At 60.2% G+C, this 23,272-nt stretch carries 23 protein-coding genes and 1 pseudogene; 11 read left to right on the plus strand and 13 right to left on the minus strand.

Translation table 11 applies throughout. From position 1 onward, the window contains the following. Positions 1-21: 21 nt before the first annotated feature. Positions 22-1,200 (minus strand): TRC40/GET3/ArsA family transport-energizing ATPase, encoded by a 1,179-nt coding sequence (locus NW830_RS07325; RefSeq protein ID WP_414385410.1) that lies wholly within the window; start codon positions 1,198-1,200, stop codon positions 22-24. Between the two features lie 163 nt (positions 1,201-1,363). Between NW830_RS07325 and psbQ the strand changes: the two genes are divergently transcribed. Continuing rightward, positions 1,364-1,759 carry a photosystem II protein PsbQ gene (gene psbQ / locus NW830_RS07330; RefSeq protein ID WP_414404630.1) on the plus strand — a complete coding sequence of 132 codons (396 nt, stop codon included), beginning with the start codon at positions 1,364-1,366 and terminating at the stop codon, positions 1,757-1,759. Between the two features lie 12 nt (positions 1,760-1,771). Here the strand turns inward: psbQ and coaD are convergent, their stop codons facing one another. From coaD to sixA, 3 genes are all read right to left on the minus strand, one after another. Further along, positions 1,772-2,254, minus strand: a complete 483-nt coding sequence (gene coaD, locus NW830_RS07335; protein ID WP_414361421.1) for a pantetheine-phosphate adenylyltransferase — start codon at positions 2,252-2,254, stop codon at positions 1,772-1,774. 25 nt (positions 2,255-2,279) lie between these two features. Next, positions 2,280-2,615: a divalent-cation tolerance protein CutA gene (cutA, locus tag NW830_RS07340; RefSeq protein WP_414361419.1), complete on the minus strand. Its 336-nt coding sequence runs from the start codon at positions 2,613-2,615 to the stop codon at positions 2,280-2,282. A gap of 372 nt (positions 2,616-2,987) precedes the next feature. Next, complete coding sequence (sixA, locus tag NW830_RS07345) at positions 2,988-3,476, minus strand: phosphohistidine phosphatase SixA (protein ID WP_414361418.1); 489 nt, start codon at positions 3,474-3,476, stop codon at positions 2,988-2,990. A 241-nt stretch (positions 3,477-3,717) separates the two neighbouring features. Between sixA and trxA the strand changes: the two genes are divergently transcribed. From trxA to NW830_RS07360, 3 genes are all read left to right on the plus strand, one after another. Further along, a complete protein-coding gene (gene trxA / locus NW830_RS07350) occupies positions 3,718-4,059 on the plus strand; it encodes a thioredoxin (protein ID WP_414361416.1) in 342 nt (113 codons plus the stop codon). Positions 4,060-4,167: 108 nt separating this feature from the next. After that, positions 4,168-5,262 (plus strand): TIGR00730 family Rossman fold protein, encoded by a 1,095-nt coding sequence (locus NW830_RS07355; RefSeq protein WP_414361414.1) that lies wholly within the window; start codon positions 4,168-4,170, stop codon positions 5,260-5,262. A 125-nt stretch (positions 5,263-5,387) separates the two neighbouring features. Continuing rightward, positions 5,388-6,065 (plus strand): phosphoribosylanthranilate isomerase, encoded by a 678-nt coding sequence (locus tag NW830_RS07360; RefSeq protein ID WP_414361412.1) that lies wholly within the window; start codon positions 5,388-5,390, stop codon positions 6,063-6,065. Between the two features lie 19 nt (positions 6,066-6,084). Here NW830_RS07360 and NW830_RS07365 read toward each other — a convergent pair whose 3' ends face one another. From NW830_RS07365 to rbfA, 4 genes and pseudogenes are all read right to left on the minus strand, one after another. Next, a complete protein-coding gene (locus NW830_RS07365; protein WP_414404651.1) occupies positions 6,085-6,714 on the minus strand; it encodes a DUF4115 domain-containing protein in 630 nt (209 codons plus the stop codon). Between the two features lie 6 nt (positions 6,715-6,720). Next, positions 6,721-6,957 (minus strand): annotated as a pseudogene (locus NW830_RS07370) (helix-turn-helix domain-containing protein); the annotation flags it as partial. Positions 6,958-6,992: 35 nt separating this feature from the next. After that, positions 6,993-7,805: a pseudouridine synthase gene (locus NW830_RS07375; RefSeq protein WP_414361410.1), complete on the minus strand. Its 813-nt coding sequence runs from the start codon at positions 7,803-7,805 to the stop codon at positions 6,993-6,995. A 153-nt stretch (positions 7,806-7,958) separates the two neighbouring features. After that, positions 7,959-8,402, minus strand: coding sequence for a 30S ribosome-binding factor RbfA (gene rbfA / locus NW830_RS07380; protein WP_414361408.1), 444 nt, complete (start codon positions 8,400-8,402; stop codon positions 7,959-7,961). A 192-nt stretch (positions 8,403-8,594) separates the two neighbouring features. On the opposite strand from rbfA, the gene NW830_RS07385 reads away from it, so the two are divergent. Both NW830_RS07385 and NW830_RS07390 read left to right on the plus strand, forming a co-directional pair. Beyond that, complete coding sequence (locus tag NW830_RS07385) at positions 8,595-8,810, plus strand: hypothetical protein (RefSeq protein ID WP_414347243.1); 216 nt, start codon at positions 8,595-8,597, stop codon at positions 8,808-8,810. A gap of 112 nt (positions 8,811-8,922) precedes the next feature. After that, positions 8,923-10,380 (plus strand): cryptochrome/photolyase family protein, encoded by a 1,458-nt coding sequence (locus NW830_RS07390; protein ID WP_414361406.1) that lies wholly within the window; start codon positions 8,923-8,925, stop codon positions 10,378-10,380. 31 nt (positions 10,381-10,411) lie between these two features. On the opposite strand, the gene NW830_RS07395 is transcribed toward NW830_RS07390, so the two are convergent. Both NW830_RS07395 and NW830_RS07400 read right to left on the minus strand, forming a co-directional pair. Further along, positions 10,412-11,749 carry an alkaline phosphatase gene (locus NW830_RS07395; protein ID WP_414361404.1) on the minus strand — a complete coding sequence of 446 codons (1,338 nt, stop codon included), beginning with the start codon at positions 11,747-11,749 and terminating at the stop codon, positions 10,412-10,414. Positions 11,750-11,959: 210 nt separating this feature from the next. Then, positions 11,960-14,332: a DUF3488 and DUF4129 domain-containing transglutaminase family protein gene (locus NW830_RS07400; protein WP_414361402.1), complete on the minus strand. Its 2,373-nt coding sequence runs from the start codon at positions 14,330-14,332 to the stop codon at positions 11,960-11,962. Between the two features lie 200 nt (positions 14,333-14,532). Here NW830_RS07400 and uvrA point away from each other — a divergent pair, with 200 nt between their 5' ends. Then, positions 14,533-17,433 carry an excinuclease ABC subunit UvrA gene (uvrA, locus tag NW830_RS07405; protein ID WP_414361400.1) on the plus strand — a complete coding sequence of 967 codons (2,901 nt, stop codon included), beginning with the start codon at positions 14,533-14,535 and terminating at the stop codon, positions 17,431-17,433. A 49-nt stretch (positions 17,434-17,482) separates the two neighbouring features. Here the strand turns inward: uvrA and hemW are convergent, their stop codons facing one another. Beyond that, positions 17,483-18,676 (minus strand): radical SAM family heme chaperone HemW, encoded by a 1,194-nt coding sequence (gene hemW, locus NW830_RS07410; protein ID WP_414361398.1) that lies wholly within the window; start codon positions 18,674-18,676, stop codon positions 17,483-17,485. Between the two features lie 51 nt (positions 18,677-18,727). Here hemW and hisH point away from each other — a divergent pair, with 51 nt between their 5' ends. Next, complete coding sequence (hisH, locus tag NW830_RS07415) at positions 18,728-19,378, plus strand: imidazole glycerol phosphate synthase subunit HisH (RefSeq protein WP_414361396.1); 651 nt, start codon at positions 18,728-18,730, stop codon at positions 19,376-19,378. 6 nt (positions 19,379-19,384) lie between these two features. Continuing rightward, positions 19,385-19,846, plus strand: coding sequence for an EVE domain-containing protein (locus NW830_RS07420; protein ID WP_414361394.1), 462 nt, complete (start codon positions 19,385-19,387; stop codon positions 19,844-19,846). 52 nt (positions 19,847-19,898) lie between these two features. Here the strand turns inward: NW830_RS07420 and surE are convergent, their stop codons facing one another. Beyond that, the gene (gene surE, locus NW830_RS07425) at positions 19,899-20,678 is read right to left on the minus strand and encodes a 5'/3'-nucleotidase SurE (RefSeq protein WP_414361392.1); all 780 of its coding nucleotides are present in this window, start codon (positions 20,676-20,678) and stop codon (positions 19,899-19,901) included. A gap of 307 nt (positions 20,679-20,985) precedes the next feature. Between surE and NW830_RS07430 the strand changes: the two genes are divergently transcribed. Continuing rightward, entirely contained in the window at positions 20,986-21,651 is a 666-nt protein-coding gene (locus NW830_RS07430; RefSeq protein WP_414361390.1) for a Crp/Fnr family transcriptional regulator, read from the plus strand. 3 nt (positions 21,652-21,654) lie between these two features. Continuing rightward, positions 21,655-22,524, plus strand: a complete 870-nt coding sequence (locus NW830_RS07435; protein ID WP_414361388.1) for an alpha/beta fold hydrolase — start codon at positions 21,655-21,657, stop codon at positions 22,522-22,524. Here NW830_RS07435 and NW830_RS07440 read toward each other — a convergent pair. Further along, positions 22,464-23,030: a Ycf51 family protein gene (locus NW830_RS07440; protein WP_414361386.1), complete on the minus strand. Its 567-nt coding sequence runs from the start codon at positions 23,028-23,030 to the stop codon at positions 22,464-22,466. The genes NW830_RS07435 and NW830_RS07440 overlap by 61 nt on opposite strands. Positions 23,031-23,272 lie beyond the last annotated feature (242 nt).

Here is a 23,272-nt window from a genome sequence, read left to right on the forward strand (position 1 = left end):
TCCAGGGAAAAGGATCCCAGCTCAAGCAGCAAAATGAATGCGCAGGTAGTCCTCTTCCATTTTGGCCCGCGCCGGCTTCATGGCGGCCAGGGTTTGGGGCAACACCAGGTTGCGGCGGTGGTTGCCAATGCGGATGTTGAGCTCGTCGCCGGTTTTGCTTAACTCCACCTGCTCTTTCGGGACCCCGGGCAGGTAGAGATCCAGGCGGTACTGGCCGTTGTCGGTAACCACCTGTATCGTCTGCTCGGCATAGAACACCTCCGCCGGGTTGCGATCCCCCCAAAGGTCTTTTTTCAGGCGGGCCAGGGCCTCCCACCCCACCAGCTCCTCTGGGTAAAGCGGGATCTCCACCACAGGCAGAGGGGCAAAGTTCTCGTGGATCTCCCGGCGATATCTCTGTTGAGCGGCTTTCCAGGCAGCAAAGTAGGGATCCACTACCCCTTCCGGCAAAATACGGTTGGCGATCACTAGGTCGGTGGCGACGCCGTAGAGGCTGAGGTAGGCATGCGCCCGCAGGGACTCCTTGATCACCATCTTCTCTGGGTTGGTGACCAGGCGCACGGAAGTGATGCGGTTGTCAGTGAGGATGCGCTCCAGCCGCTCGATCTTTTGGTAGAACTCGTAGGGGGCATCCAGCACCTGGTCATCCGGCAGGGGGATCCCTGTTAGCCCTTTAACAATGGGCTCGGCGATGGGGCGCAGTACCCGCGCCAACCCCTGCAGAGGTTTGTAAAACTTGCGCATGTACCACCCGGAAACATCAGGCAGGCTCAAAAGGCGCAAGGCCGTGCCGGTGGGAGCGGAGTCAATGATTAGCACATCAAACTTACCCTCGTCGTAGTGGCGGTTAACCCGCACCAGGGCAAAGATCTCGTCCATCCCCGGCAGCACTGCCAGCTCCTGCGCCTGCACGCCGTCCAGCCCGCGGGCCTGCAGCACCTGCGTGATGTAGGTCTTGACGGATCCCCAGTTCAGCTCCAGCTCCTGCAGGGCGTCCAGCTCTGCTCCCCAGAGGTTGGGCTTGACCTCCACCGGCTCGTGGCCCAAGGGCTGGTCGAAACTGTCGGCTAAGGAGTGGGCTGGATCGGTGCTCAAAACCAGGGTCTTTAGACCTAGCTCAGCACAACGCCAGCCGGTTGCCGCTGCCACGGAGGTCTTGCCAACCCCTCCCTTGCCGGTCATGAGGATGATACGTTGCATGGGAGCGCCACTTACCTACTTTTACAGCTCTAGGCTAACCGATTTCCTCTTTTCTCCCCAGCACCGCCAAGGGTTGGAGGGCAGTCAACAGGTACACTATTGATTGCTGAGAAGGTCAAGGCCAAGAATCAAGCCTGTCAAGGCATGCAGGAGGTAGAGGAGAATGCGTCGTTGGCGCAGTCTGCTGCTGGTTGTCATCCTAACGTTGGGGCTGTGGCTGGGATCCCTTCCTGTCCAGGCGGCTGCCGCCTTGCCCCGAGAGCTGCAACAACTGGAGCAACAGGTGGAGCGGCTACAAAACCTGGTGGACGCCGAGGACTGGCTGGAGATCCGCTCCTACATTCATGGGCCGATGGGCTTAACCCGTAAGACCTTGAACAGCCTAGCCTCCACCCTGCCAGACAAGCAAAAGCGGGAGGTGCTGCGCCTAGCCAAAGAAATGGGCCGCAGCTTGGAACAGCTGGACTTTGCCGCCAAAGCCTACGACCAGCCAGAGGTGGAAGCTGCTCAAGCCAAGGTGAGGAAGACGTTGCAAGAGCTGAAGGCCCTGTTTTCGTAGGCAGGGATCCCTTCATCCAGTTAAGGGAAAACGCTCCCGCAGATCTTGAACCACCGGCGGGGGCACCAGGTGATCAATGGGGCCGCCCAACTTGGCCACCTCCTTGACCAGGCTGCTGCTAACAAAGCTGTGTTCACTGGCAGTGGCAAGGAAAACGGTTTCCAATTCAGGAGCCAGGAGCTTGTTGGTATGGGCCATCTGCAGCTCGACATCAAAGTCAGACAGCACCCGCAAGCCGCGCACGATGACTTTTGCCCCCCGTTGGCGGGCGTAGGCCACCGTCAGACCGGAAAAGGTATCGACCTCAACGTTTTTTAGGTGGGCAACAGAGAGGCTAATCTGAGCCTGCCGCTGCTCAGGAGTAAACAGAGGGGTTTTGTTGGGGTTTTTCAAAACCGCAACGATGACTTTGGAAAACAAGCGGCTGGCCCGCTCGATGATGTCGAGGTGCCCAAAGGTGATGGGGTCGAAGCTGCCGGGATAGAGGGCAATCATGGTCCAAGGGGGATACTGCTTTTCCTTACCCTACCTGCTCGCGGGCCCAGGCCAAGTAGGTAGCACTTACCTGAGCAGCCGGCAAAGCCAGGATCTCTGGCTCCTGGTAAGGGTGAAGCTGCCGCAGCCGCTGTTCCAGGCGGGGATAGGCAGTGGAGGGCAACTTGAGCAACAGCAGGAACTCGCTATCCGTCTGCAGGGATCCCTGCCAGCGGTAGTAGGAGGTGATGGGAGGCAGCACCTGGGCACAGGCCACGTAGCGCTCGGCCACTAGGGTGTGGGCCAGGCGATGGGCATCGGCTTCGGAGCCCACGGTGGTCATCACCACCGAGAGGGTCTCCAGGGCAGTCTTGTCGCTCATTAAATCTGGCTGCAGGAATGACTCTCCCCTAATCCTACCTTTGGATCTGGCCACTGCAAGGCCAAGAGCCCCAGCTCCTCGAGGGACGAAGCAAGGCTAGGCCAGCTCGCTGACACAGCCCCACCTAGGCAGGAGAGGGAAACTGCAAGAGCGCCGCCCTCTGGGGCAGGAGTCCGAAATTGGTGCTCGGTTCGGCTTGCCTCTCTGCGTAATTGCGCTTCCCCCCTTAGGCAACAGGCACCTACCAGAAAGCTACCTCTTGGGTAAGGCGGCAATGGAGCTTTGGGTTGGGGTGCCCAGATAGTGCTTAGCCGTTGGAGGGAGATCCCTTGGCCCGTTTGCAAGCCAAGCTCCAAGGAAGGGAAGTTGACCTTATCGCAACACCACTTTGGGAGAAAGCAGCAACGTCAGGGAGCCCTGGCCGCAATCAATGCGCCCTTCAGCAAAGCGCACGCGAGCCAGACCTGCTTTCTTGAGGGTAATGGCTTCGGGATGAGCTGGCTGCAGCCCAATGGCTGCCTGTACCCAGAGACTTAGATCTGGCTGGTGGCCGACTACAGCTAGGGAGGTGAAGGAACCCCGCTCCGTCTGCCAGCGCACCAAGTCAGCAAAGCTGCCGCCAGGGGCTAGCGGCTCAAACACTTCCAGGTCTTCGGCCAAGTTCTCGTCAAGGAAGATCTCTGCTGTCTGCCGTGCTCTAACTAGAGGGCTGGTGAGCAGGAGATCCCACTTCCAGCCCATGCTCTTAAGCTGGCGGGCAATTTTGCGGCAGCGCTTTCGGCCCTCATCCGTCAGGGCGCGCAGGGTGTCCTCCCTCCCTGGCTGGGGCTCTTCGGCTATGCCGTGGCGAACAAAATCCACGGTTACTGCCCTGCCTGTTCCTGGATTGTGGTCCTCGGGTCCAAGCTCAAGCTCCATCGGCACCTAGCAAACTTTCTCGTTCCTCCTAGGATACCTTGCCCTACTCAGGAAAAGCCTGAGGGCAACTCCAAGCTTTCCCCAGGAAATTGCAAGCGCCTGTAGCAGCGCCAGGCAACAGGAGTCCAGAGAGTTGTGGTAGGATGAATAGGCTAGTAGCCACTGTTTCAGGAGTTCCCGGGGCATGTCTGCGGCAATAGATATTGCTGATGCTACCTTTGAAGCTGAGGTGCTGCGCAGTGAGATTCCAGTTTTGGTTGATTTTTGGGCACCCTGGTGTGGCCCTTGCCGACTGGTGGCTCCTGTGGTGCAGGAGATAGCGGAGCAGTATGCCGGTAAGATCAAGGTTGTAAAAATCAATACTGACGAAAATCCCCAAACCGCCAGCCAGTACGGCATTCGTAGCATTCCCACCCTGATTCTCTTCAAGGGTGGCCAAAAGGTGGATATGGTGGTTGGCGCCGTTCCCAAGGCAACTCTGACCACGATTCTGGAAAAGCACCTTGGAAGCTCTGCTGAAGGCTAAGGTCCTGGCCAAGACCGAGAGCCTTGCCATCTCAAGATTTGGGTTCTAAGCCAAGCTTGAGAGGGAAAACTCGCTGCAGTAAGTAGGTAGATAACTCTGGATCCCAGCTTGACTGATTCTCTTTCCGCTCTGCTGCAAGAAATTTTTTCCAGTGCTGAAGCTCGTCTCAGGCAGTTAGACCATCACCCCAACCGAACAGCTTGGCTGCGGATTTTGCAGTCGCTGCAGCGGATGGGATCCCTAAAGCTCAGCCGTCTGGATGCCAAGATCTTGGCGGCTACGCTTGAGGATCTGGAGCAGGGCTTTGCCACCTTCCAAAACTACACCCAGCGGCGCAAGGTCACCGTCTTTGGTTCGGCACGCTTGGGGGCAGATAGCCCTGAGTATCAGCAGGCCCAGCTATTTGCCCACCGCATTAGTCAGCTAGGCTTCATGGTGCTGACAGGTGGTGGCGGTGGCATCATGGAAGCTGGCAATCGGGGGGCGGGGCCGGAAAACTCGTTTGGGCTGAATATCCAGCTGCCCTTTGAGCAGGTGGTTAATCCTTTCATTGCCGCTAGCGACCGGGTCATTAACTTTAAGTATTTCTTTTCCCGCAAACTTTTCTTTGTTAAGGAAACGGATGCACTGGTGCTGTTTCCCGGCGGCTTTGGCACGCAGGATGAAGCTTTTGAGTGCCTGACCCTGATGCAAACCGGGAAGACCAAACTCATGCCCTTGGTGCTGGTGGACAAGCAAGGCGGCTGCTACTGGAAGGAATGGGATGAGTATGTGCGAGAGCACCTTCTCAGCCGCGGCTTGATTAGCCCCGAGGATCTCCACCTTTATTCCCTAACTGACGATGTGGGAGAAGCCTGTCGGCAAATTGTTGATTTCTATCGCATCTTTCACAGCAATCGCTACGTGCGGGAGCTCCTGGTTTTGCGCTTAAACACCAAACTTTCGCCACAAGCCCTAGAAATTTTAAACGAGGAGTTTGCTGACATTCTCGACTCGGGTCGGATTGAGCAAACGGAGGCTCTGCTGGAGGAGGCTGAGGAGGACATTGCCCATCTACCGAGGCTGGTAATGCGTTTTAACCAGCGTAGCTTTGGGCGGCTATGGCAAATGGTGCGTCGAATCAACAAGCTTCATCCAGCACAACCGGATCCCCTGCAAATGCATGCCGACCAAACGCAATTAGCACCTCCAGAAAACTCCTAGAAAATGGTTACCTCCCATCAAGACACCTCCCAAGCGCTCTGCCCCTCTCTCTTTGGAAGCAGGAAGTTAGGGGGAGTACCCCTTGTTCCCATTTGACGTACCGGTGAGTGTCGGAAGGGCTCCCGATGGGCCGGTTGTTTGTCAAAATCTGCGGCATTACGCGGCAGGAGCAGGCGGAGGCCATTGCAGCGTTGGGGGTAAGCGCACTTGGGGTGGTGGCTGTGCCCAACACGCCGCGCTACTTACCTCTTTCGGCAGCGCGCTGGCTGAGATCCCTGCCCGGCCATGTGGAAAAGGTGGGGGTCTTTCTGAATCAGGATCCCCAAGTCATCGCCACCTGGGTGGAGGTGGCTGGCCTCACGGCTGTTCAGCTCCACGGCCAGGAATCTCCAGAAACGTGCCGGCAACTGGGAGAGTGGCTCCCTGGCATCCGCCGCATCAAGGCCCTGCGCATTCGCTGCCCGGCAGACTTGCAGGTAGCCGATCTCTACCGCGACTGTGTAGAGGTCTTGCTTCTGGATGCCTATCACCCCCAGCGGGCGGGTGGCACCGGACAAACCCTCAACTGGCCAGAGCTGGCCCACTGCTCCCTGCCCTTGCCCTGGCTGCTGGCCGGTGGACTTAACCCTGACAATGTTCTACTGGCCCTAAGCTATCTTCACCCTACCGGCCTTGATCTCTCAAGCGGTGTCGAGCGTCAGCCGGGCGACAAAGATTTGGGCAAAGTCCGGCGTCTGCTCCAGCAGTTGGAATCCCAAGGTTGGGAGATTGCGTCTGGTCAATCTCTACCCCCTGCAGGCTAGGAGGCCTCGAGCTGGATCCCTACTGCAAGGACTGAATCTCCAGCCCTGGCTCAAATATCACCTCCTTCACCTCTCCAAACCGCCCCATCGCCCCCAGATGGCGATCGTTGAAGGTCACCAACACCCCACCGGCATTGCCGGTGCGCAGCACAATCGATCGCTCGGCTTCCCAGTTTAGCTCCGCCCCCGGCTGCAGGGTGGCCTCAAAAACAGTTTTTCCGTCAGCAATAACCCGCAGCCAAGAAGGATGTTCCACTACGCGAATATCGAGGCGCACCGGCTTGCGCCGCTGGGCTTCCAACACGTCAGGGAAAACCCCTTTGATATGCGTCCATTGCTCCAAGGTGGGAAACATCTGGCGAAGGGTTGGCTTTGCTTCTGGATTGCGCTCAGAGGAGTTGGCCGCCTGCGGCTGCACCTGGGATCTCTCACTGCCTGGCTGGCTGGCTAGCCAATTTCCGAGAGAATTGCCCCTACCGTCTAGCAGAGCCGACAGCCCTCCTACCGCCAGCACGACTAGCACCACATAGCCCGCCCAGAGGTGGAAGGGACGCAGAGCAAAGGCCGGCTGTTCACTCACAGCAATACGAGGAGAGGGCTCGGGAGGCGTTTTGGATAGTAGCAGCGGCAACGCCTGCCGAGACAGCATTTCGCCATCCAGCCCTAGGTAGTTGGCATAGCGCTTGATGAAGCCTTGCACGTAGACCGGCTCCGGCAGCTTACTTAAGTCGGCTTCCTCCAGGGCCTGCAGATATTGGGAGCGAATAAGGGTGTCATTAGCTACCTCTGCCAATGTCAGTCCCCGTGCCTCCCGAGTTTGCCGCAACAGGGATCCCAGGGCTTCCAATCCCGTTAGCGGGACAGAGTCCTTAGAGCGTTCCGGCTCTTGCATCGTTGGGCTACCTGCAGAAGTTCCCCCGCTAAAGATTATGAAGAGGGAGAGGAGGAGTGAAAAGAGGCACTTCTGGACGGAGCTGAGCCATCAGCAACCGCAAACGGGGCTAGCAAAGCCTGAACCTCCTGCGGCTGCAACAGGCGAAACTGACCTGGCTTTAGCTTACCTAGACGCAGCGGACCAATCGCCTCCCGGTGTAAGCTAAGCACAGGATGGCCCAGCTGCTCGGCCACCCGCCGAATTTGCCGGTTGCGGCCTTCAAATAGGACTACCCTCAGCCAAGAGGAGTGGGAGGTGCTTCCAAAAGGGGGCGGATTACAAAACTCCACCTCTGCCGGCAAAGTGGTAGACCCATCCAAGTCGACGCCCTCCCGCCACCGTTGCAGAGTGGCTTGGCTGGGCCGCCCCTGCACCTGCACAAGATAGGTCTTGGGCAGATGGTAGCGCGGATGGGTCAGCTTCAGCGTCAGGTCGCCGTCGTTAGTCAGAAGCAGGGCCCCACTGCTGTCGGCGTCCAATCGGCCTACCGGGTAGAGACGGATCTGCCGGTTCCAGGGTGGTGGGAGCAGATCCAAGACAGTCTTGCGTCCCCAGGGATCCCTACAGGTGGACAAGACTCCCAGGGGCTTGTGCAGGAGCAAAACGTAGCGGACGGGATCCCTGAAGCGGATCACCCGTCCATCCACCTCGACGCGATCCCGTTCCGGATCGGCTTTAAAGCCCAGCTCGGTGACCACCTTCCCATTGACTCGAATGCGTCCGGCTAGGATCCAGGCTTCCACCTGGCGGCGGGAGGCCAAGCCCTGCTGAGCCAAAAGTTTCTGGAGCCGTTGGGGTGCTGCCATAGGCAAGGGGAAGAGCAGAGTCTTTGTATTGCAAAAGCAGATGGCCAGAGTCGGGGGGCAGCAGGGGTTGCCCGTTTAGGCAGGAAACCAAAGCTTCCGCCCGTTTGTGGCCTGTAGAGCTGAGAGACGGGTAGTGCCTGCTTACAAAATCAGCTATTGGTTACCCAACTCCTCTGCTTCGCCCTCACTGCCCTCTTCAACCGTTTCCTGGTTCTTAGATGAGGATCCCCCCTGCTTGGTTTCGGAGTCCCGTTTCAGTTGGTTAAGCAGAGCCAGAACGCGGGATCCCCGCTCCAAAGAGCGATCCTGCAAAAACACCACCGTCGGCACCCGTCGCAGGCCGAGGCGCTGGCCAATTTCCCGCCGCACAAAAGGAGTGGCGGCAGCCAACCCCTCCATTGTTTGCTGCTGAGCTGCTTCGTCGCCATAGATGCTGACGAAGATGCGGGCGTTTTGCAGATCCCTGGAAACCTCTACGTCCACAACGCTAACCATGCCTGCTCCCACGCGGCCATCCTTGATCTCCGAGAGCAGGATCTGGCTAACCTCCCGCTTGATCTGCTCGGCTACTCGGGCTACCCGTCGCTCCGTTGCCATTTTTGGACACCTAGGTTACCCCTCATCCGCAAACCGGTTCTGGCGAGTGTGAAGCAAGGCCCTCGTCGGCTTGATCCTAAGAACAGTAGCCGCTGCTACGAGCATCCCTCCCTTCTACCTTTATCCTGAATCCATGTCCACCTTGCCTTGAGTATGAATACCTAAAGCCATCAATAGATGGATGGAGACGTGATGATCAAGACGCCAGAGGCCCTGCGGCGCTCCATTGAGCAGTTTATGCTGAATGTCACAGAGCCGCTTGACCCCTTGCTCTCCCTGAAGCTAACTCAATTGGTGGTGATGCTGGGGGATACAGCGTATGCAATGGGGTACAGCGATGGCCAACAAAAGCCAGATGAACGCTGCCGCTATTGTCCCAGCCGGCTGCTCGACCGTCCAGAGCTTTGACAGAGCCCTTTAAGGTTCTTCACAGCCTAGCTGCTGGCTGTCCAGGAGGGAGGAATGAGTTGAAAGGGGTGGTGGGAACCGGCCAAGATGGGATCCCGTCCCTCAGTAGCCTATGACTTCCCCGGTTTTGATTTGGCATCGCCGCGATCTGCGGCTGGCGGACAACACAGCCCTCCACGCGGCGGCGCAGCGCAGCTCCCAGGTGGTGCCGGTTTTCGTTTTCGACCCGCAGGTTTTGCAGCGGGCGGATATGGCCCCGGCCAGGGTGGCGTTTCTCCTCCAGGCGTTACAGGAGCTGCAGGAACGCTACGCCCAGATGGGGATCCCGCTCCTCTGGCGGCGGGGGGATCCGGCAGTGGAGCTGCGGCAGTTGGCCACCGAGCTGGGGGCGCAGGCCGTGTTTTGGAACGAGGATCTGGATCCCTTGGCCCGGCAGCAGGAGAGTCGGGTGCGGGCCAGCTTGACGGCAGCCGGGATCCCGTCTTTTTCTTACCAAGATATGCTGCTGCACGGGCCGGGGGAAGTATTGACCCAGGCGGGGGAGCCCTACTCGGTTTTTACCCCTTTCTGGCGCCGCTGGTCCAGCTTGCCCAAGCCGGATCCCTTCCCCATTCCCAAGGAGCTCCAGCCGCTGCCAAACCTCGAAGCCCAACCGCTGCCCACCTTGGCGGATCTGGGCTTTGTCTGCAACCAGCGGATCCCGACCTCAGGCGAGAGGGCAGCCCAAGCGCTGCTGGAGGAGTTTTGTCAGGGCCTGCGCATTTTGGACTACGAGCGGGCCCGCAATTTTCCGGCTGAACAGGGCACCTCTCTCCTCAGCCCCCACCTGTGCTGGGGAACCATCGGCATTCGCCAGGTGTGGCAGGCCACGCGGGAGGTGGAAGCAGAGGTGCGCAGTGAAGAGGCCGAGAGCAGCTTGCGCACGTGGCGGCAGGAGCTATGCTGGCGCGAGTTTTACAAGCATGTCTTAGCCCACTGGCCCCACGTGGAGAGGGGCGCCTACCGGCGAGCTTTTGATGCGCTGGAGTGGGACAACCGGCAGGACTGGTTTCAGGCCTGGTGCGCCGGAGAGACGGGCTACCCCATCGTAGATGCGGCCATGCGCCAGCTCAACGAGACCGGCTGGATGCACAACCGCTGCCGCATGATCGTGGCCAGCTTTCTAACCAAAGATCTGCTCATCGACTGGCGCTGGGGAGAGCGCTACTTTATGCAGAAGCTGGTGGACGGGGATCTGGCCGCCAACAACGGCGGCTGGCAGTGGAGCGCCGGTGTGGGTACGGATCCCAGGCCGCTGCGCATCTTCAACCCGGCCACTCAGGCGGCCCGCTACGACCCGGAGGGGGAGTACATCCGTCGCTACCTGCCGGAGCTGGCGGGGCTAGATACCCCGGCTTTACTGTGGGTGGGGGAGGATCCCAAGGGATCCTGGGCCCTACAGGAGCGGCGGCGCTGTGGCTACCCGGATCCCATCGTGGATCACAAGGTGCAGCAGCAGGAGTTCAAACGGCGCTACCAAGCGGTGCAGCGGCAACAAAAAGGGGATCGCCTGGACCCCCTCCGTCTCTAGACGCTCCAAGCCCATGCCGGCTTGCCGGAGACTATGGCTTGAGCTCGCTGGGGATGCGCTCCCCAAAAAGCACAGAGTAGAGGATGCGGTAAATGTCGGTGTTCAGGATCCCGGTGGTGGGCACCAGCTCGCGAGCGTTCAGACCCGCCGCGCGGGCAATAACTCCACTGCCCACATCATCCTTGCTAGCCCAGGAGATGCCAAAGGGAAAACGCTTGCCATTTTTGTCCGGAGCGGAAAGGAAGGGCTTTGTGCCGGTGCCGTCCACGCCGTCGAGGGGAGCGCCGCTTCCTTCGGGGTCGGTGGGGGGTAGCGGCTTATCAGCAGACTCCACATCCACCAACTGCATCCCGCCGGCGTTGCTGTCGCTGGTGGTGATCATGAAGGTTTTGGGATTCTTCTCGATGAAGTTAAGGATTACCCCAATGGCATCGTCAGCCCGCTTCATGGCCTCCAGGCAGCCGGAAGCATTGAGGTTGTTGCACATGTTGTCGGTGCCCTCTTCCTCGATGACGGCAAAGAAGCCCTTGGGGTTGCGGGAAATCCGCTCTAGGGCAAACTGCGTCATCTCGGCAATGGTGGGCGCACTGGCGATGTAGTTGGGCAAGTTTTCTTTGCGCAGCTCTTCTTCAGGTTTGTCGTAGAAGGTGTCCTCTACGTTGAACACCCCCAAAACCTTGGCGGCATCCGCTGGCAGCTTCAGCAGCTCGTCGCGGGTATAGACGACGGCATACCCTTTTTTCTTGGCTTCCTCGATGAGGTTGCGGCCATCCTTGCGCTTCCCTTGGCCAAAGCGGCCCTGGACGCCTTCCGGCAGCAGCCACTCCTCACCGGCCCCCAGGATGATATCTACCCCCGACTCCACCACTTCCAGGGCAATCTCCTCGTAGTCGCTGCGCTTGGGAGCTTCGGCCACAAAAGCAGCCGTCCCCGGCTCGATGATGGATCCCGACTGCACCAGAGCCGTGCCCAGGCCTGCCGCAACGGCATCTTCCATGATCGTGTTCAGGGTGCCGTTGGCGGAAGAATACTCCTTGCCCTCGGGATCCAGCCCGAAGGTCTTAGCGTGGACCCGGGTTCCCGTAGCATGGGTCACCGCCCCGCCGTTGGAGGTTCCACCCAGTTGGTCGAGATGATGCCCCCGGTAGGTGGTAATAACCGGCAGGCGATCCCAGTTCAAGAAGCCATCCGGGCCGTAGTAGAGAATGCGGGCAATGTCCCAGTGGGAGGCCGAAGTGCCATCGGGGTGGAAAAAGATCGCCCCGTTGCCGGTCGGCTTCGGCGCCGCCTGAGCCAGGCTAGAAAAAAGGGAAGAGGACAGCAGGCACAGCGTTGCGGCCAGAGCTGCCCTCAGAGAATGGTTACGCATAGCAAACCTGCCCTTGCTTGTTCAAGGCTGAACGTCAAGGAAAGTAACACAACCTTGGATCCCTTAGCAAGGTCACAGGCAAAACCAGCGGCAGAGCCCACCTGCAACAATGGCCCGCCGCTTATGTCTCTACCTAAGAGTTAACTATCTCTTAACCACCTCATAACGTCAAGGCTGCTTGCAGAGCTCCAGGGCCTAGCCGGCTTCGGGTCAAGGGGCTCTTTCGGGGGCAGGGGTGGGATTTTGGGTCTGCCAGGCCTGCCTGAGTTGTCTGAGGCCTTGTTGCCAACGCTGCAGTTCCCCGGCTGCCAGCGGGATCCCGCCAAAGCGCACCTCCAGGTAGCGCTGCAGGAACTGGATGGCGAGCTCGGCCTGGGGCAAGTTGGACTGGCGCAAGTGTTCTAGGCAGGCTTCAGGACCTAGGTGGGCTGGGATCCCCACTGCTGTCGCCAGCTCCCGCAGTTGGAGGTAAAGTCTGGAGATGGCCTGGCGGCGCTGCTGGGACTTGGGCAGGGCTGCCGGGATCCAGCGCATGCCGGCAAAGGCTAACCCCGGCAACAGGATCCCCGCCATCCAGGTGGGCCATTCTGGGGGCGGCTGCCACAGGGATCCCATCACCACCCCATTGCCAAGCGTGGCCAAGAGGATCCATCCCCCATCCTGCCAGCGCACGGCCTGGTAGCGGCGGCGGCGGCCCCAGTAGGCCGTGAAGCCGGTGATCAAAATCACCCCCAGCAGCGGCAGGCTGTTCTGTTGCAGCCTTTGCCCCCAGCCCACCAAGCTGCGGCGGAGGGCGGCAACGACATCCTCCTGCTTTTGGGGAGCGGTCACGCGGCTGGCCAGCTCCTGAATCTGCCGCCAGATCTGCCGCTGGGTGGATAGGTCGTACTGGATGACGTACTTAAACCAACGGAAGCGCAGGCTGTCGTAAAAATCTTGCAGGGGATCCCACCAGCTTTGCCGCTGGCTAACATTGGCCTCTGGCGGCGTGGCGTCGAAGCGGATCCATCCATAGGGGCCAAAGGGGATCTCCGTCCAAGAATGGGCATCGGCGTTGCGCACCGCCAGGTACTTCTCCTGCGCCACCCAGCGCCCGCCCAAAAAACCATTGACCACGCGGGCCGGGATGCCAAGGCTGCGGGCCAGCACCGTCAGGGCGGTGGCAAAGTATTCGCAGTGGCCGCGGCGGTGGGTAAACAAAAAGGCCTCCAAAGGCGGCTCAGCCCCGGGATCCGGCAGATCTGTGGTGTAGGCGTAGTTCTCCAGCAGGTAGTTCTGCAGAGCCGCTACCTTGCCAAAGACGTCGGGGATCCCAGCCGTGATCTCCTCTGCCAAGGCGGGAATGCGCGGATCTAGATCTGCCGGCAACTGCAGGTAGGCTGCCCGCTGGATGGGGTCAAGAGCACTCAGCAGCTCCTCCTGGCTAAGCTGGCGCAGGCGGGGCTCCAGATCGCGGGGGATCCAGCTCACGGCGCGGTAGAGATAGGGCAGCCGGGGGGGCAGAGAATGGCTGACATCCCCGCTCTCGTGCAGGAGGAGGCGGCGAGTTTGCCGTTGCCATGCCTGCTGAGGGGTCATCACTCCACCCCGATCCAACCACTCCACCTCCAGCAGCGGCGCCACCCCAAAGACGGTGTTGGTGGCCAGCGGCTCTAGGTAGATAAGCTGCTCCAGGGGGAAGAACTGGAGGTCGCTAGCGGTGGGGATCAAGGGGGAAGCCGAGAGATCAAAAACCCCTGCTGCAGTGGGGAAAATCGGGATCGCGTGGTCCAGCGTCCGCGACCAAGCCCGCCCGTCGTAGCGATCAAAGCTGATCCCCCGCCAGTAGAGGGACTCCACCTGGGGCGGCACCCCAGCCGGGAACTCCACCCGCATGACAACAGTGCTGTCGGTCTTGAGGGTGCCGAACTCCCCCAGGCTGACTTCCTCGGCAAAGCCGGTGGTCATCACCGGCGAGCGGGCCTGCCGGCCTAGGAGCCCCAAGCTAAGGCGCGGAAAGAGGAAAAACAAAACCACCGAGAGAAGGGTTGCCAGCAAAGCCAGGGATCCAAGCAACCCCAGAAAGTTGAGGTCGATCCCGCGCACTTGGCTAGCCGCCTGGGGGTGCTGCTCCGCCTGCAGGCGCAGGTGATAGAGGGTGAGGTTAACCAGCCCCACCCCCACATACAGCAGGAATAAAAACCCAAAGCTGATGTCCTCGTTAAAGAGGGTGGCAATGGCCATCAGAAGCAAAGACAACACCGCCAACTGAATGTGGTCGGCTGCCCGCTCCCGCTGAAACAACTTGGCCCCCGTAAGGTAGAGCACCAGGCCTATGGCCCCATCCGAAAGCGGCAGCACGCCCGCAAGCACCAGGGCCGCCAAGCCGACCAGCACGCTCACCGTCAGGGGCATCCACAGGGGCGCATAGCGGGCAAAGCTAATGCGGGGCGGCTCCCAAAACCAACTGGCAGCCCCCGCTGCCAAGCAGAGGGCGATAACCGCCGGCGACAGGGCCTGATCCCCAAGGCAGAGGGCCGTAAAGGCAATCCCCACCAGCAGGTAGATGAAGAGCTTTTGGACGGCAAGCAGTGGCCAGGTCATGGGCTAGGTTGCTTCGGGATCCCTCAAGTGGCCCTTCCAAGATAGCCAAGTCTTTCCTCTTCTCCGGCACCCCTTGCGATGGGGAGAAGACAGACTTCTGCCGCAGCACTAGAATCGTTAATGTTCCTTAACTTTTGTTGTTTTTCGACTCGCCAATTTTGGGCAGAGTCTCCACCCACGCTGCACACAGAGGGGATGAGATGTCCGGCCAAAACGAAATCCATGTGGTGGGGGCGCGGCAGCACAACCTCAAAAACCTCGAGCTGCGGATCCCGCGCAATCGCCTGGTGGTGTTTACCGGCGTCTCCGGCTCTGGAAAATCTTCTCTGGCCTTCGACACCATCTTTGCCGAGGGGCAGCGGCGCTACGTGGAGTCCCTTAGCGCCTATGCGCGGCAATTTCTGGGGCAACTGGACAAACCGGATGTAGACCGCATCGAGGGCTTGAGCCCGGCCATTGCCATCGACCAAAAGTCCACCAGCCACAACCCCCGCTCCACGGTTGGCACCGTAACCGAAATCTACGACTACCTGCGGCTGCTGTATGGGCGGGCCGGGATCCCCCACTGCCCCCATTGTGACCGGGTGATTGCCCCCCAGACGGTGGATCAAATGGTGGACCAGATCCTGGCCCTGCCGGAGCGGACGCGCTTTCAGTTGCTTGCGCCCGTGGTGAGGGGAAAAAAGGGCACCCACGCAGCGCTCTTGCAAAGCCTGCGCCAGCAGGGGTTTGTGCGGGTGCGCATCGACGGCCAGGTGCGGGATCTCAGCGAGGAAATTGAGTTGGCCAAAAACAAGGCCCACACCATTGAGGTGGTGGTGGATCGGCTGGTTAAGGGCCCCAACATCGCAGAGCGGCTGGCCGATTCCCTGACCACCTGTCTGCGCCAGTCGGGGGGACTGGCGGTGGTGGAGCTCTTGCCCCGTGAAGACGAACGGGAACACCTGCTGCAAAAAGTAGCCGAGGTGGCGGGGCAGTACCTCAACGGCAAGCCAACGGAGCTGATCTTTTCGGAACAATTTGCCTGCCCCGAACACGGCTCCGTGCTGGGCGAGCTGTCGCCGCGGCTATTTTCCTTTAACTCCCCCATCGGCGCCTGTCCCGTCTGTCACGGCCTGGGCTTTGAACCCATCTTCGACCCCGACCGGATTGTGCCGGACCCCAAGCTCCCCCTCTATGCGGCCATTGCCCCCTGGGCGGAGCGGGAGAACCCCTACTATCTGGCGCTGCTGGCGGGGGCTGCTAAGGCCTTTGGCTTTGAGCTCAGTAGCCGCTGGTGCGACCTTACCCCCGAGCAGCAGCAGCTCCTCCTCTACGGCAGCGACCAGGAGATCTACGTTGAGGCGGAATCCCCCCAGGGGAGCCGGGGCTACTACCGCCGCTTTGAAGGGGTGATCCCGCAGTTGCAGCGGCACTACCAAGAAACCACCTCCGAAACCTACCGGCAAAAGCTGGAGACCTACCTCACCTACCGCCCCTGTGCTGCCTGTGGCGGATCCCGGCTGCGGCCAGAGGCCCTGGCCGTGCGCGTCGGTGGCTACCGCATCACGGATCTCACCGAGATCTCCATCCGCGACTGCCTGCAGCGCCTAGAGCAGCTCCAGCTCACCCCCCGCCAAGCGCAGATTGCCGAGCTGGTGCTGCGGGAGATCAAAACCCGCCTGCAGTTTTTAATTGACGTGGGCCTTGACTACCTCACCCTGGCCCGACCGGCCATGACCCTTTCGGGGGGCGAGGCGCAGCGGATCCGACTGGCCAGCCAGATTGGCTCCGGCCTGACGGGGGTGCTCTACGTGCTGGACGAACCCTCCATTGGCCTGCACCAGCGGGATAACCAACGCCTCTTGCAAACCCTATTCCGCCTACGGGATCTGGGCAACACCTTAATTGTGGTGGAACACGATGAAGAGACCATTCGCGCCGCCGACCACATCGTGGACATTGGCCCTGGCGCCGGCATCCACGGCGGAGAAGTGGTGGCCCAAGGATCTCTAGCCGACATCCTAGCCTGCGAGCGCTCCCTCACCGGCGCCTATCTGGCGGGGCGGCGGCGGATCCCAACCCCAGCTCAGCGGCGACCTGGCAAAGCCGTCTCCCTCAAGCTCACCGATGCCCACAAAAACAACCTCAAGCACATCGATGTGGAGATCCCCCTGGGCAAGCTGGTCTGCGTCACCGGCGTCTCCGGCTCCGGCAAGTCCACCCTGGTCAACGAGTTGCTCTACCCTGCCCTGCAACACTACCTCGGCCAGAAGGTGCCTAAGCCACCGGAAATGGGGGAGCTACACGGCATCGAACACATCGACAAGGTCATTGTCATCGACCAATCCCCCATTGGCCGCACCCCCCGCTCCAACCCCGCCACCTACACGGGCCTCTTTGATCCCATCCGCCAGGCCTTTGCCCAGACTCTAGAGGCCAAGGCCAGGGGCTATCACTCTGGCCACTTTTCCTTCAACGTCAAGGGGGGGCGCTGTGAAGCCTGCAAAGGGCAGGGGGTGAACGTGATTGAAATGAACTTCCTGCCGGATGTGTATGTTACCTGCGAAGTGTGTGGGGGCAGCCGCTACAGCCGCGAGACCCTCCAGGTCAGGTACAAGGGCAAAAACATCGCCGAAGTCCTAGACATGACGGTGGGGGAGGCGCTGGAGTTTTTTGCCGCCCTACCCCCTGCCGCCAAGATTCTACAGACCTTGGCCGATGTGGGCCTTGATTACATCAAGCTGGGGCAGCCCGCTCCGACGCTTTCCGGGGGGGAAGCGCAGCGGGTGAAGCTGGCGGCAGAACTCGCCCGCCGCTCCACCGGCAAAACCCTCTACCTGCTCGATGAACCCTCCACCGGCTTGTCCTTCTACGACGTTCACAAGCTCTTGAATGTTCTGCAGCGGTTGGTGGATGCGGGCAACACCGTGCTGGTGATCGAGCACAACCTGGACATCCTCCGCTGTGCCGACTGGATCATTGACCTGGGGCCGGAAGGGGGCGACCAGGGCGGCCAGATTGTTGCCGTCGGCACCCCTGAGGAAGTGGCCGAGCAGCCCGGATCCCACACGGGGCGCTACCTAAAGCAGGCTTTGCAACAACATCCCCCCGGTCAGTAAGAAAGGGAGCGGATGCATGCCTAGTTGTTCGCACTATTTGCCCGCCAAACTAAGGAAAAAGCTCTGCAATGACTTCGTTGGAAAACAGCCAGCCCTCGGGCGGGATCAGTCGCAGTCGCCCTCCTTCGCAACTGGCCCAACCTTTTTCAAAATAGGGATCTAGACGCCGCAAAGCCTGCTCCACCCTCGCAGGGCCAAAGCGCTGCCGTAAAGTTGCCAAATCCAGCCCTTCCTGCAAACGCAGCCCCAACATCACCGTATCCATCCAGATTTCTTCTGCAGAGGCCGGTGGCGGGAGAGGGTGAACTTGGGCTTTGACCTGTTCAAAATACTTATGGAGAGTTTTCGGCTGTTGAATACGCCGCCCCCCTTCGTAGCCGACCGATCCCATGCCAAAGCCAAAGTAAGGGCGATTTTCCCAGTACACCCGGTTGTGGCGACAGGCATACCCAGGGCGGGCAAAATTGGAGATCTCGTAGTGGATGTAGCCGGCTTGGGTGAGCAGCTCCCGCGCCATCAAGTACATTGCAACTGTGATTTCCTCAGGGGGCAAAGGGGCATCCCCTGGTCGGTACATCCGGCCAAAGCGGGTTCCCGGCTCAATGGTTAAATCATAGATGGAGACATGGGTAGGGTTGATCTCAAGAACAGCCTGCAGCGATTGCTGCCAGTGCGCCAACGTCTGGTAGGGCAGTCCAAAGATCAAGTCCAGGTTGAAATTCGCAAAGCCCACTGCCCGCAAGTCGGCCACAGCTTCGTAAACTTCTTCCACTCCATGCAGGCGACCGCAGGCGGCCAGCAGCTCCGCTTGAAAGGCCTGTACCCCCAGGCTAATGCGGTTAACCCCCAGATCCCGGTAGCCCGCTAACTGCTCCCGCGTCAGGGTGCCGGGGTTGGCCTCGAGCGAAATCTCGCAGTCAGGATGTAAGGGGATCCTCTCCCTGAGTTGAGCCAAGATCCGGCCCAATTGCTCCACCGTCAGCAGGGAAGGGGTGCCGCCGCCAAAGAAAATGCTGGTCAAGGGTTGGGGATCCCCAGCCAAATGGCGGTAGCGGTAGGCCCCCCCAATCTCTTGGCAGAGCACCTGCACATAGGTTTCTATTAGCTCGCGCGTGCCTAGTCCGGTGGCAAAATCGCAGTAGTGGCAGCGCTGCCGGCAGAAGGGGATGTGCAGATAGGCGGCCTCTGGCCAGCCAAGCTGAGTGGAGAGGGCAAAGTCTTCTGCAGAGGCTGCAACCACCATAGCTCCCTACCTTGCTAAAACCACTATACTGGTAGGCTTGTAAGGGATCCCATGAACGCTGTGCGCCTGGCAGTGATTGACTACGAGGCCGGCAACCTGCATTCGGCTTGCAAAGGGCTAGAGCGGGCTGGAGCCGAAGTGCAGCTGGTCACAGAGCCGGCTGGGCTGGCGGCTTTTGATGGCCTCGTTCTGCCGGGAGATGGGGCCTTTGACCCAGCCATGCAGCAGTTGCGGGCGCGGGGCTTTGTGGAGGCTATCCAAGAAGCAATCGAGCGGCAGCAGCCCTTTCTGGGCATCTGCCTTGGGCTGCAGGTTTTGTTTGAGGGGAGCGAAGAGGGGGTGGAGCCAGGGCTGGGCCTTGTACCCGGACAAGTGCGACGCTTTCAACCGGAGCCAGGCCTGCGCATCCCCCACATGGGCTGGAACCAGTTGCACCTCACCCAGCCCCTGTCTCCTCTTTGGGCAGGGATCCCTGACCAAAGCTGGGTTTACTTTGTCCACTCCTATCATGCCGTGCCCGAGGATCCCAGCTGGGTGGTCGCCACTACCCAACACGGCAGCCAAACCTGTGTGGCCGCCATTGCCCGCGGCGCCCTGTTTGCCACCCAATTTCACCCCGAAAAGTCCGGCCCTGTAGGCTTGAAGATATTGCAAAACTTTGTCGAGTTTGTTGCCCGTCGCTTGCCTACTGCCGGCGCCTAGCGTTCCATGAACTACTGGCTGATGAAATCGGAGCCCCGCGTCTACAGCATCTGGGATCTGCAGCGGGAGGGCCAAACCCTTTGGGACGGCGTGCGCAACTACCAAGCCCGCAACTACCTAAAAGCCATGCAGGTGGGGGATCGCGCCTTTTTCTACCACTCCAACGCCAACCCCCCCGGTATTGTTGGTTTGATGGAGATCCGAGAAACCCAGGTGGTGGATCCCAGCCAGTTTGATCCCACCAGCCCCTACTACGATCCCCAGTCAACCCCTGCAGCGCCCCGCTGGCACACGGTGCGGGTGGAATTCGTCGCCGCCTTTGAGCGCTTGATCCCTTTGGCCGAGTTGCGGGCCACTTTTACCCCTGCAGAGTTGGAGGTGGTGCGGCGAGGTACGCGCCTATCGGTGATGCCCGTTCCCCCAGCCGTTGCAGAGCGGCTGCTGGCCTTGGCGACCTCTTCTCCCTAGCTCCACCAGGTTGGAGCAAGCCAGCCGGGACTCCCTATCCTTGCCAAAACCTTCAAAAGCCAAAGGCTGAGAGGCCCCAGCGCTGCAAGCTCTCGAAAGCGGCGTAGGCCGTTAAATCCGGCTGCAGGGGCGTAATCGACACATAGCCCTCGGCAACCGCCCGCACATCGGAGCAGGGATCCACCTCCTCTTCCACCACCTCTCCTGCCAGCCAGTAGTAGGCCTTGCCACGGGGATCTACTCGTTTCTCGTAGAGATCCGTGTACTTGCGCCAGGCCAGGCGGGCCAAGACCATGCCGCGTATTTCAGCCAGCTCTAGCGGGGGCACGTTGACGTTCAACAGCATCGGCTTCTCTAAAGGCTTCAGGCTCAGCTTCTCCAGCAGCATCAGCACCACCTGGGCCGCCGGCTGAAAATCCTGGTGGGTAAAGCTGGCCAGGCTCACGGCTAGGCTGGGGATCCCTTCCAACAACCCTTCCATGGCCGCTGAGACGGTGCCGGAGTAGAGTACATCGGTGCCCAAATTGGCTCCCTGATTGATGCCGGAAATCACCCAATCGGGAGGATGATCCAGTAGCCCGTCCAGACCCAGCTTGACACAGTCCGAAGGCGTGCCCGAACAGGCCCAGGCTTGCACCTCAGGGGGGAACCCCTCCCGCACCGGATCCAGCCTTAGAGGCTTGTGCAAGGTTAGGGCATGGCCAGTGGCCGAGCGCTCCCGATCCGGACAGACTACGGTCACCTGGTGCCGGCCCATCTGAGCCAGCGCTGCCACCAAACACCGCACCCCCGCCGCCTGAATGCCGTCATCGTTGCTCACGAGAATCTTCATCGGTGCCCCTCCTCACCGCCTCCAAGATCCTGCTATCTGCTGCCAAGCCCCCAGCCGGCCAGGAGCCAGGAGAAGAAGAGTGCGGCTTCCGCATGTTACCATTGGACATAGGTCTATAGAGGACATCCGTAGAACAACGGTGTTGCTCTGTAAATCTTAAGTGTCATTATGAAGCTAAGGTAAAGCTACTACTGAAGCTTTCTTCCTTTTGGTTTATCCTCCCGTTAGCGTTTCAACCCCTCTTTGTGGCTTGATGAAGCGGAAGAGGCGGTAAGGTTCACCCAGTCGCTCACAGGAAGTTTATCCCATGTCCCTGGTTTCCATCGCGTCAGCAGCAGAGGCTCCAGAATGGCCGGAGCTGTGTCAGTGGGCGGAGGAGCACTACCGCTGTCGCACTTTTCCCAAGGACGTGCGCATCCCCACCCGTCCGGGCCTGGTCTACATCACCCAAGAAGGCGTGGTGCGCCTGGTCAGCCAAACGCCAGAGCGGCGGGAGGTTTTTGTCGGGTTTATCACTGCCGGCATGCCCTTTGAGGTGAGCAATCCGGAGCGCTTTGAGTTGAAAGCCTGTACCCACGTCGAGCACACCACGGTGATGTGGTTTTACTGGCAGGATCTGGAGCAGTGGCCCCATTTGCACCAGAAAGTTCAAGAAAGCTTCCGCCAGCAACTACAACGCAAGTTGCTTTGGTTAGGCAACTTGGGCCAACGGCGGGCCATTGACCGCCTCAAGGGCTTCCTAAACCTGTTGATCGAGGAGTACGGGCAACCCTGTGAACAGGGGATGTACCTTCCCTGGACGCTGACCCACGCCCAAATTGGGGACGCCATTGGGGCTACGCGCGTAACGGTCACTCGCCTGCTGGGATCCCTGCGCTCGAAAGGGTTTGTGCAGATCCTGGAGCCCAATCTAATTTGCATTCCTAACGGGGTGAAGCTGCAGCCTGTGCCGAAAAGGGCGGCCACTGCTTAAGCTATGGGTCTACAGCTCTACTACCGTGCGTGGGGAGAAGGGATCCCTTCCCTACCCATCCTATTGCTCCACGGCCATCCGGGCAATGCTGACTGCATGGAAGTTTTTGCTGAGGCGGTGGCGGGGATGCACCCCTGTGTGGCGCCGGATCTGCGTGGCTACGGGCGTTCGCAGGTACGGGATCCCTTTGAGATGGCAACTCACCTAGAGGACTTGCAGGAGCTGCTGGATCGCCTGGGTTGGCAGGAGTGTCTGGTGTTGGGCTGGTCTCTGGGCGGGATCCTGGCCCTGGAGTTGGCCTTGCGCCTGCCGCAGCGGGTCAAGGGCTTGGTTTTGGTAGCCAGCGCCGCCTGTCCTCGTAGCAACCATCCCCCCATCACCGTTGGGGATCAGCTCAACACCGGCATTGCTTCGCTGCTCAACTGGCTTTGGCCCGGCTGGAGTTGGAACATCAACACCTTTGGCCGCCGCTCTCTCTACCGCTACCTCATCCAGCAACACACCCCAACCGCCTATCGCTACTTGGCCCAGGCAGCTTTGCCCGCCTATCTGCACACCTCTCCCCAAGCCCGCCAAGCTTTACGCGCCGCCTTGCAACAGGGCTACAACCGCGAAGGGGAGCTGCAGCACCTGCGCCTACCCGTGTTGCTCCTAGCCGGCGAGCAGGATCGCCACATCACTGCCGCTAGCAGCCTGGCCACCGCCCGCCTTCTACCCCAGTGCACCTGCATTGTCTATCCCGAGGTCGCTCATCTTTTCCCCTGGGAGATCCCTGAACAGGTAGGACGGGATCTGCGTCGCTGGCTCAGGGCTCAAGACTGGCCCAAGGGAGGCTCTTCCGACCCACCCTCAGCGGGGGAAGCCGCAGCCTGAACCTGGGCCAGCTTTTGTAGCCGGGCAAAGGCCTCTTCCTCCAGCCGGATCTGCTGCTGCTGTTGTTTCCCCAGCGGCTGTTGCAGCGTGCCCAAAAGTAAGGGCTCGGAGACGCCCGGCTCCGGATGGATGACGGTGCGGGCCTGCAGGGTAAACACCGGCGAGCCGGTGGAGAAGCGACCGGAGGACGCCAAATCGCTGGCCGCCTGCTTCAGCGTGAGGATCAGTTGCTCTGGGGTAATGTCCGGGCTGACGGCAATGACCGCCCGCTCCGCCCCCTGGTCGTAAACGGTGGTGTAGGGAGCAGCGCCGGGAATGCGGGAGCGAAAGATTGGCCCCAAACTGAGGGCAAAACAGCCCGCCGTCAAAACCAGGGTGAAGGCCGTGTAGCCCACCAGCGAAAACTTCCACGGCCAGTTGCGGAGCCAGGCCAGCAGGGTAAGCAAAGCCAGCAGGCCTGCCACCCCCAATCCCACCTGCGCGGCAGAGGCAAAGAAAGATTGCAAAGACCCATCCATCATTGGCAGGAGAAGAAGTTCGGACTCAGCAGTCTCATCTTTATAAGTTAAGTGACTAGGCAATCAACTGCTCGCTGGCTCTGGCCGAGAGGGTAGGGGCTTGCGGCTCCATCTGCCAAACTAGCTCTCGCTGATCCCAGAAGTGCCGGCAGCTCTGTGCCTTTTAGAACTGTTTTTTATGCTACTGAATGAGTATTGCTGGCAAGAAGAACGCTGAAAACAATGCGAAG

It is taken from the genome of Synechococcus sp. OH30 (assembly GCF_047462175.1).
Classification (GTDB): Bacteria; Cyanobacteriota; Cyanobacteriia; order Thermostichales; family Thermostichaceae; genus Thermostichus.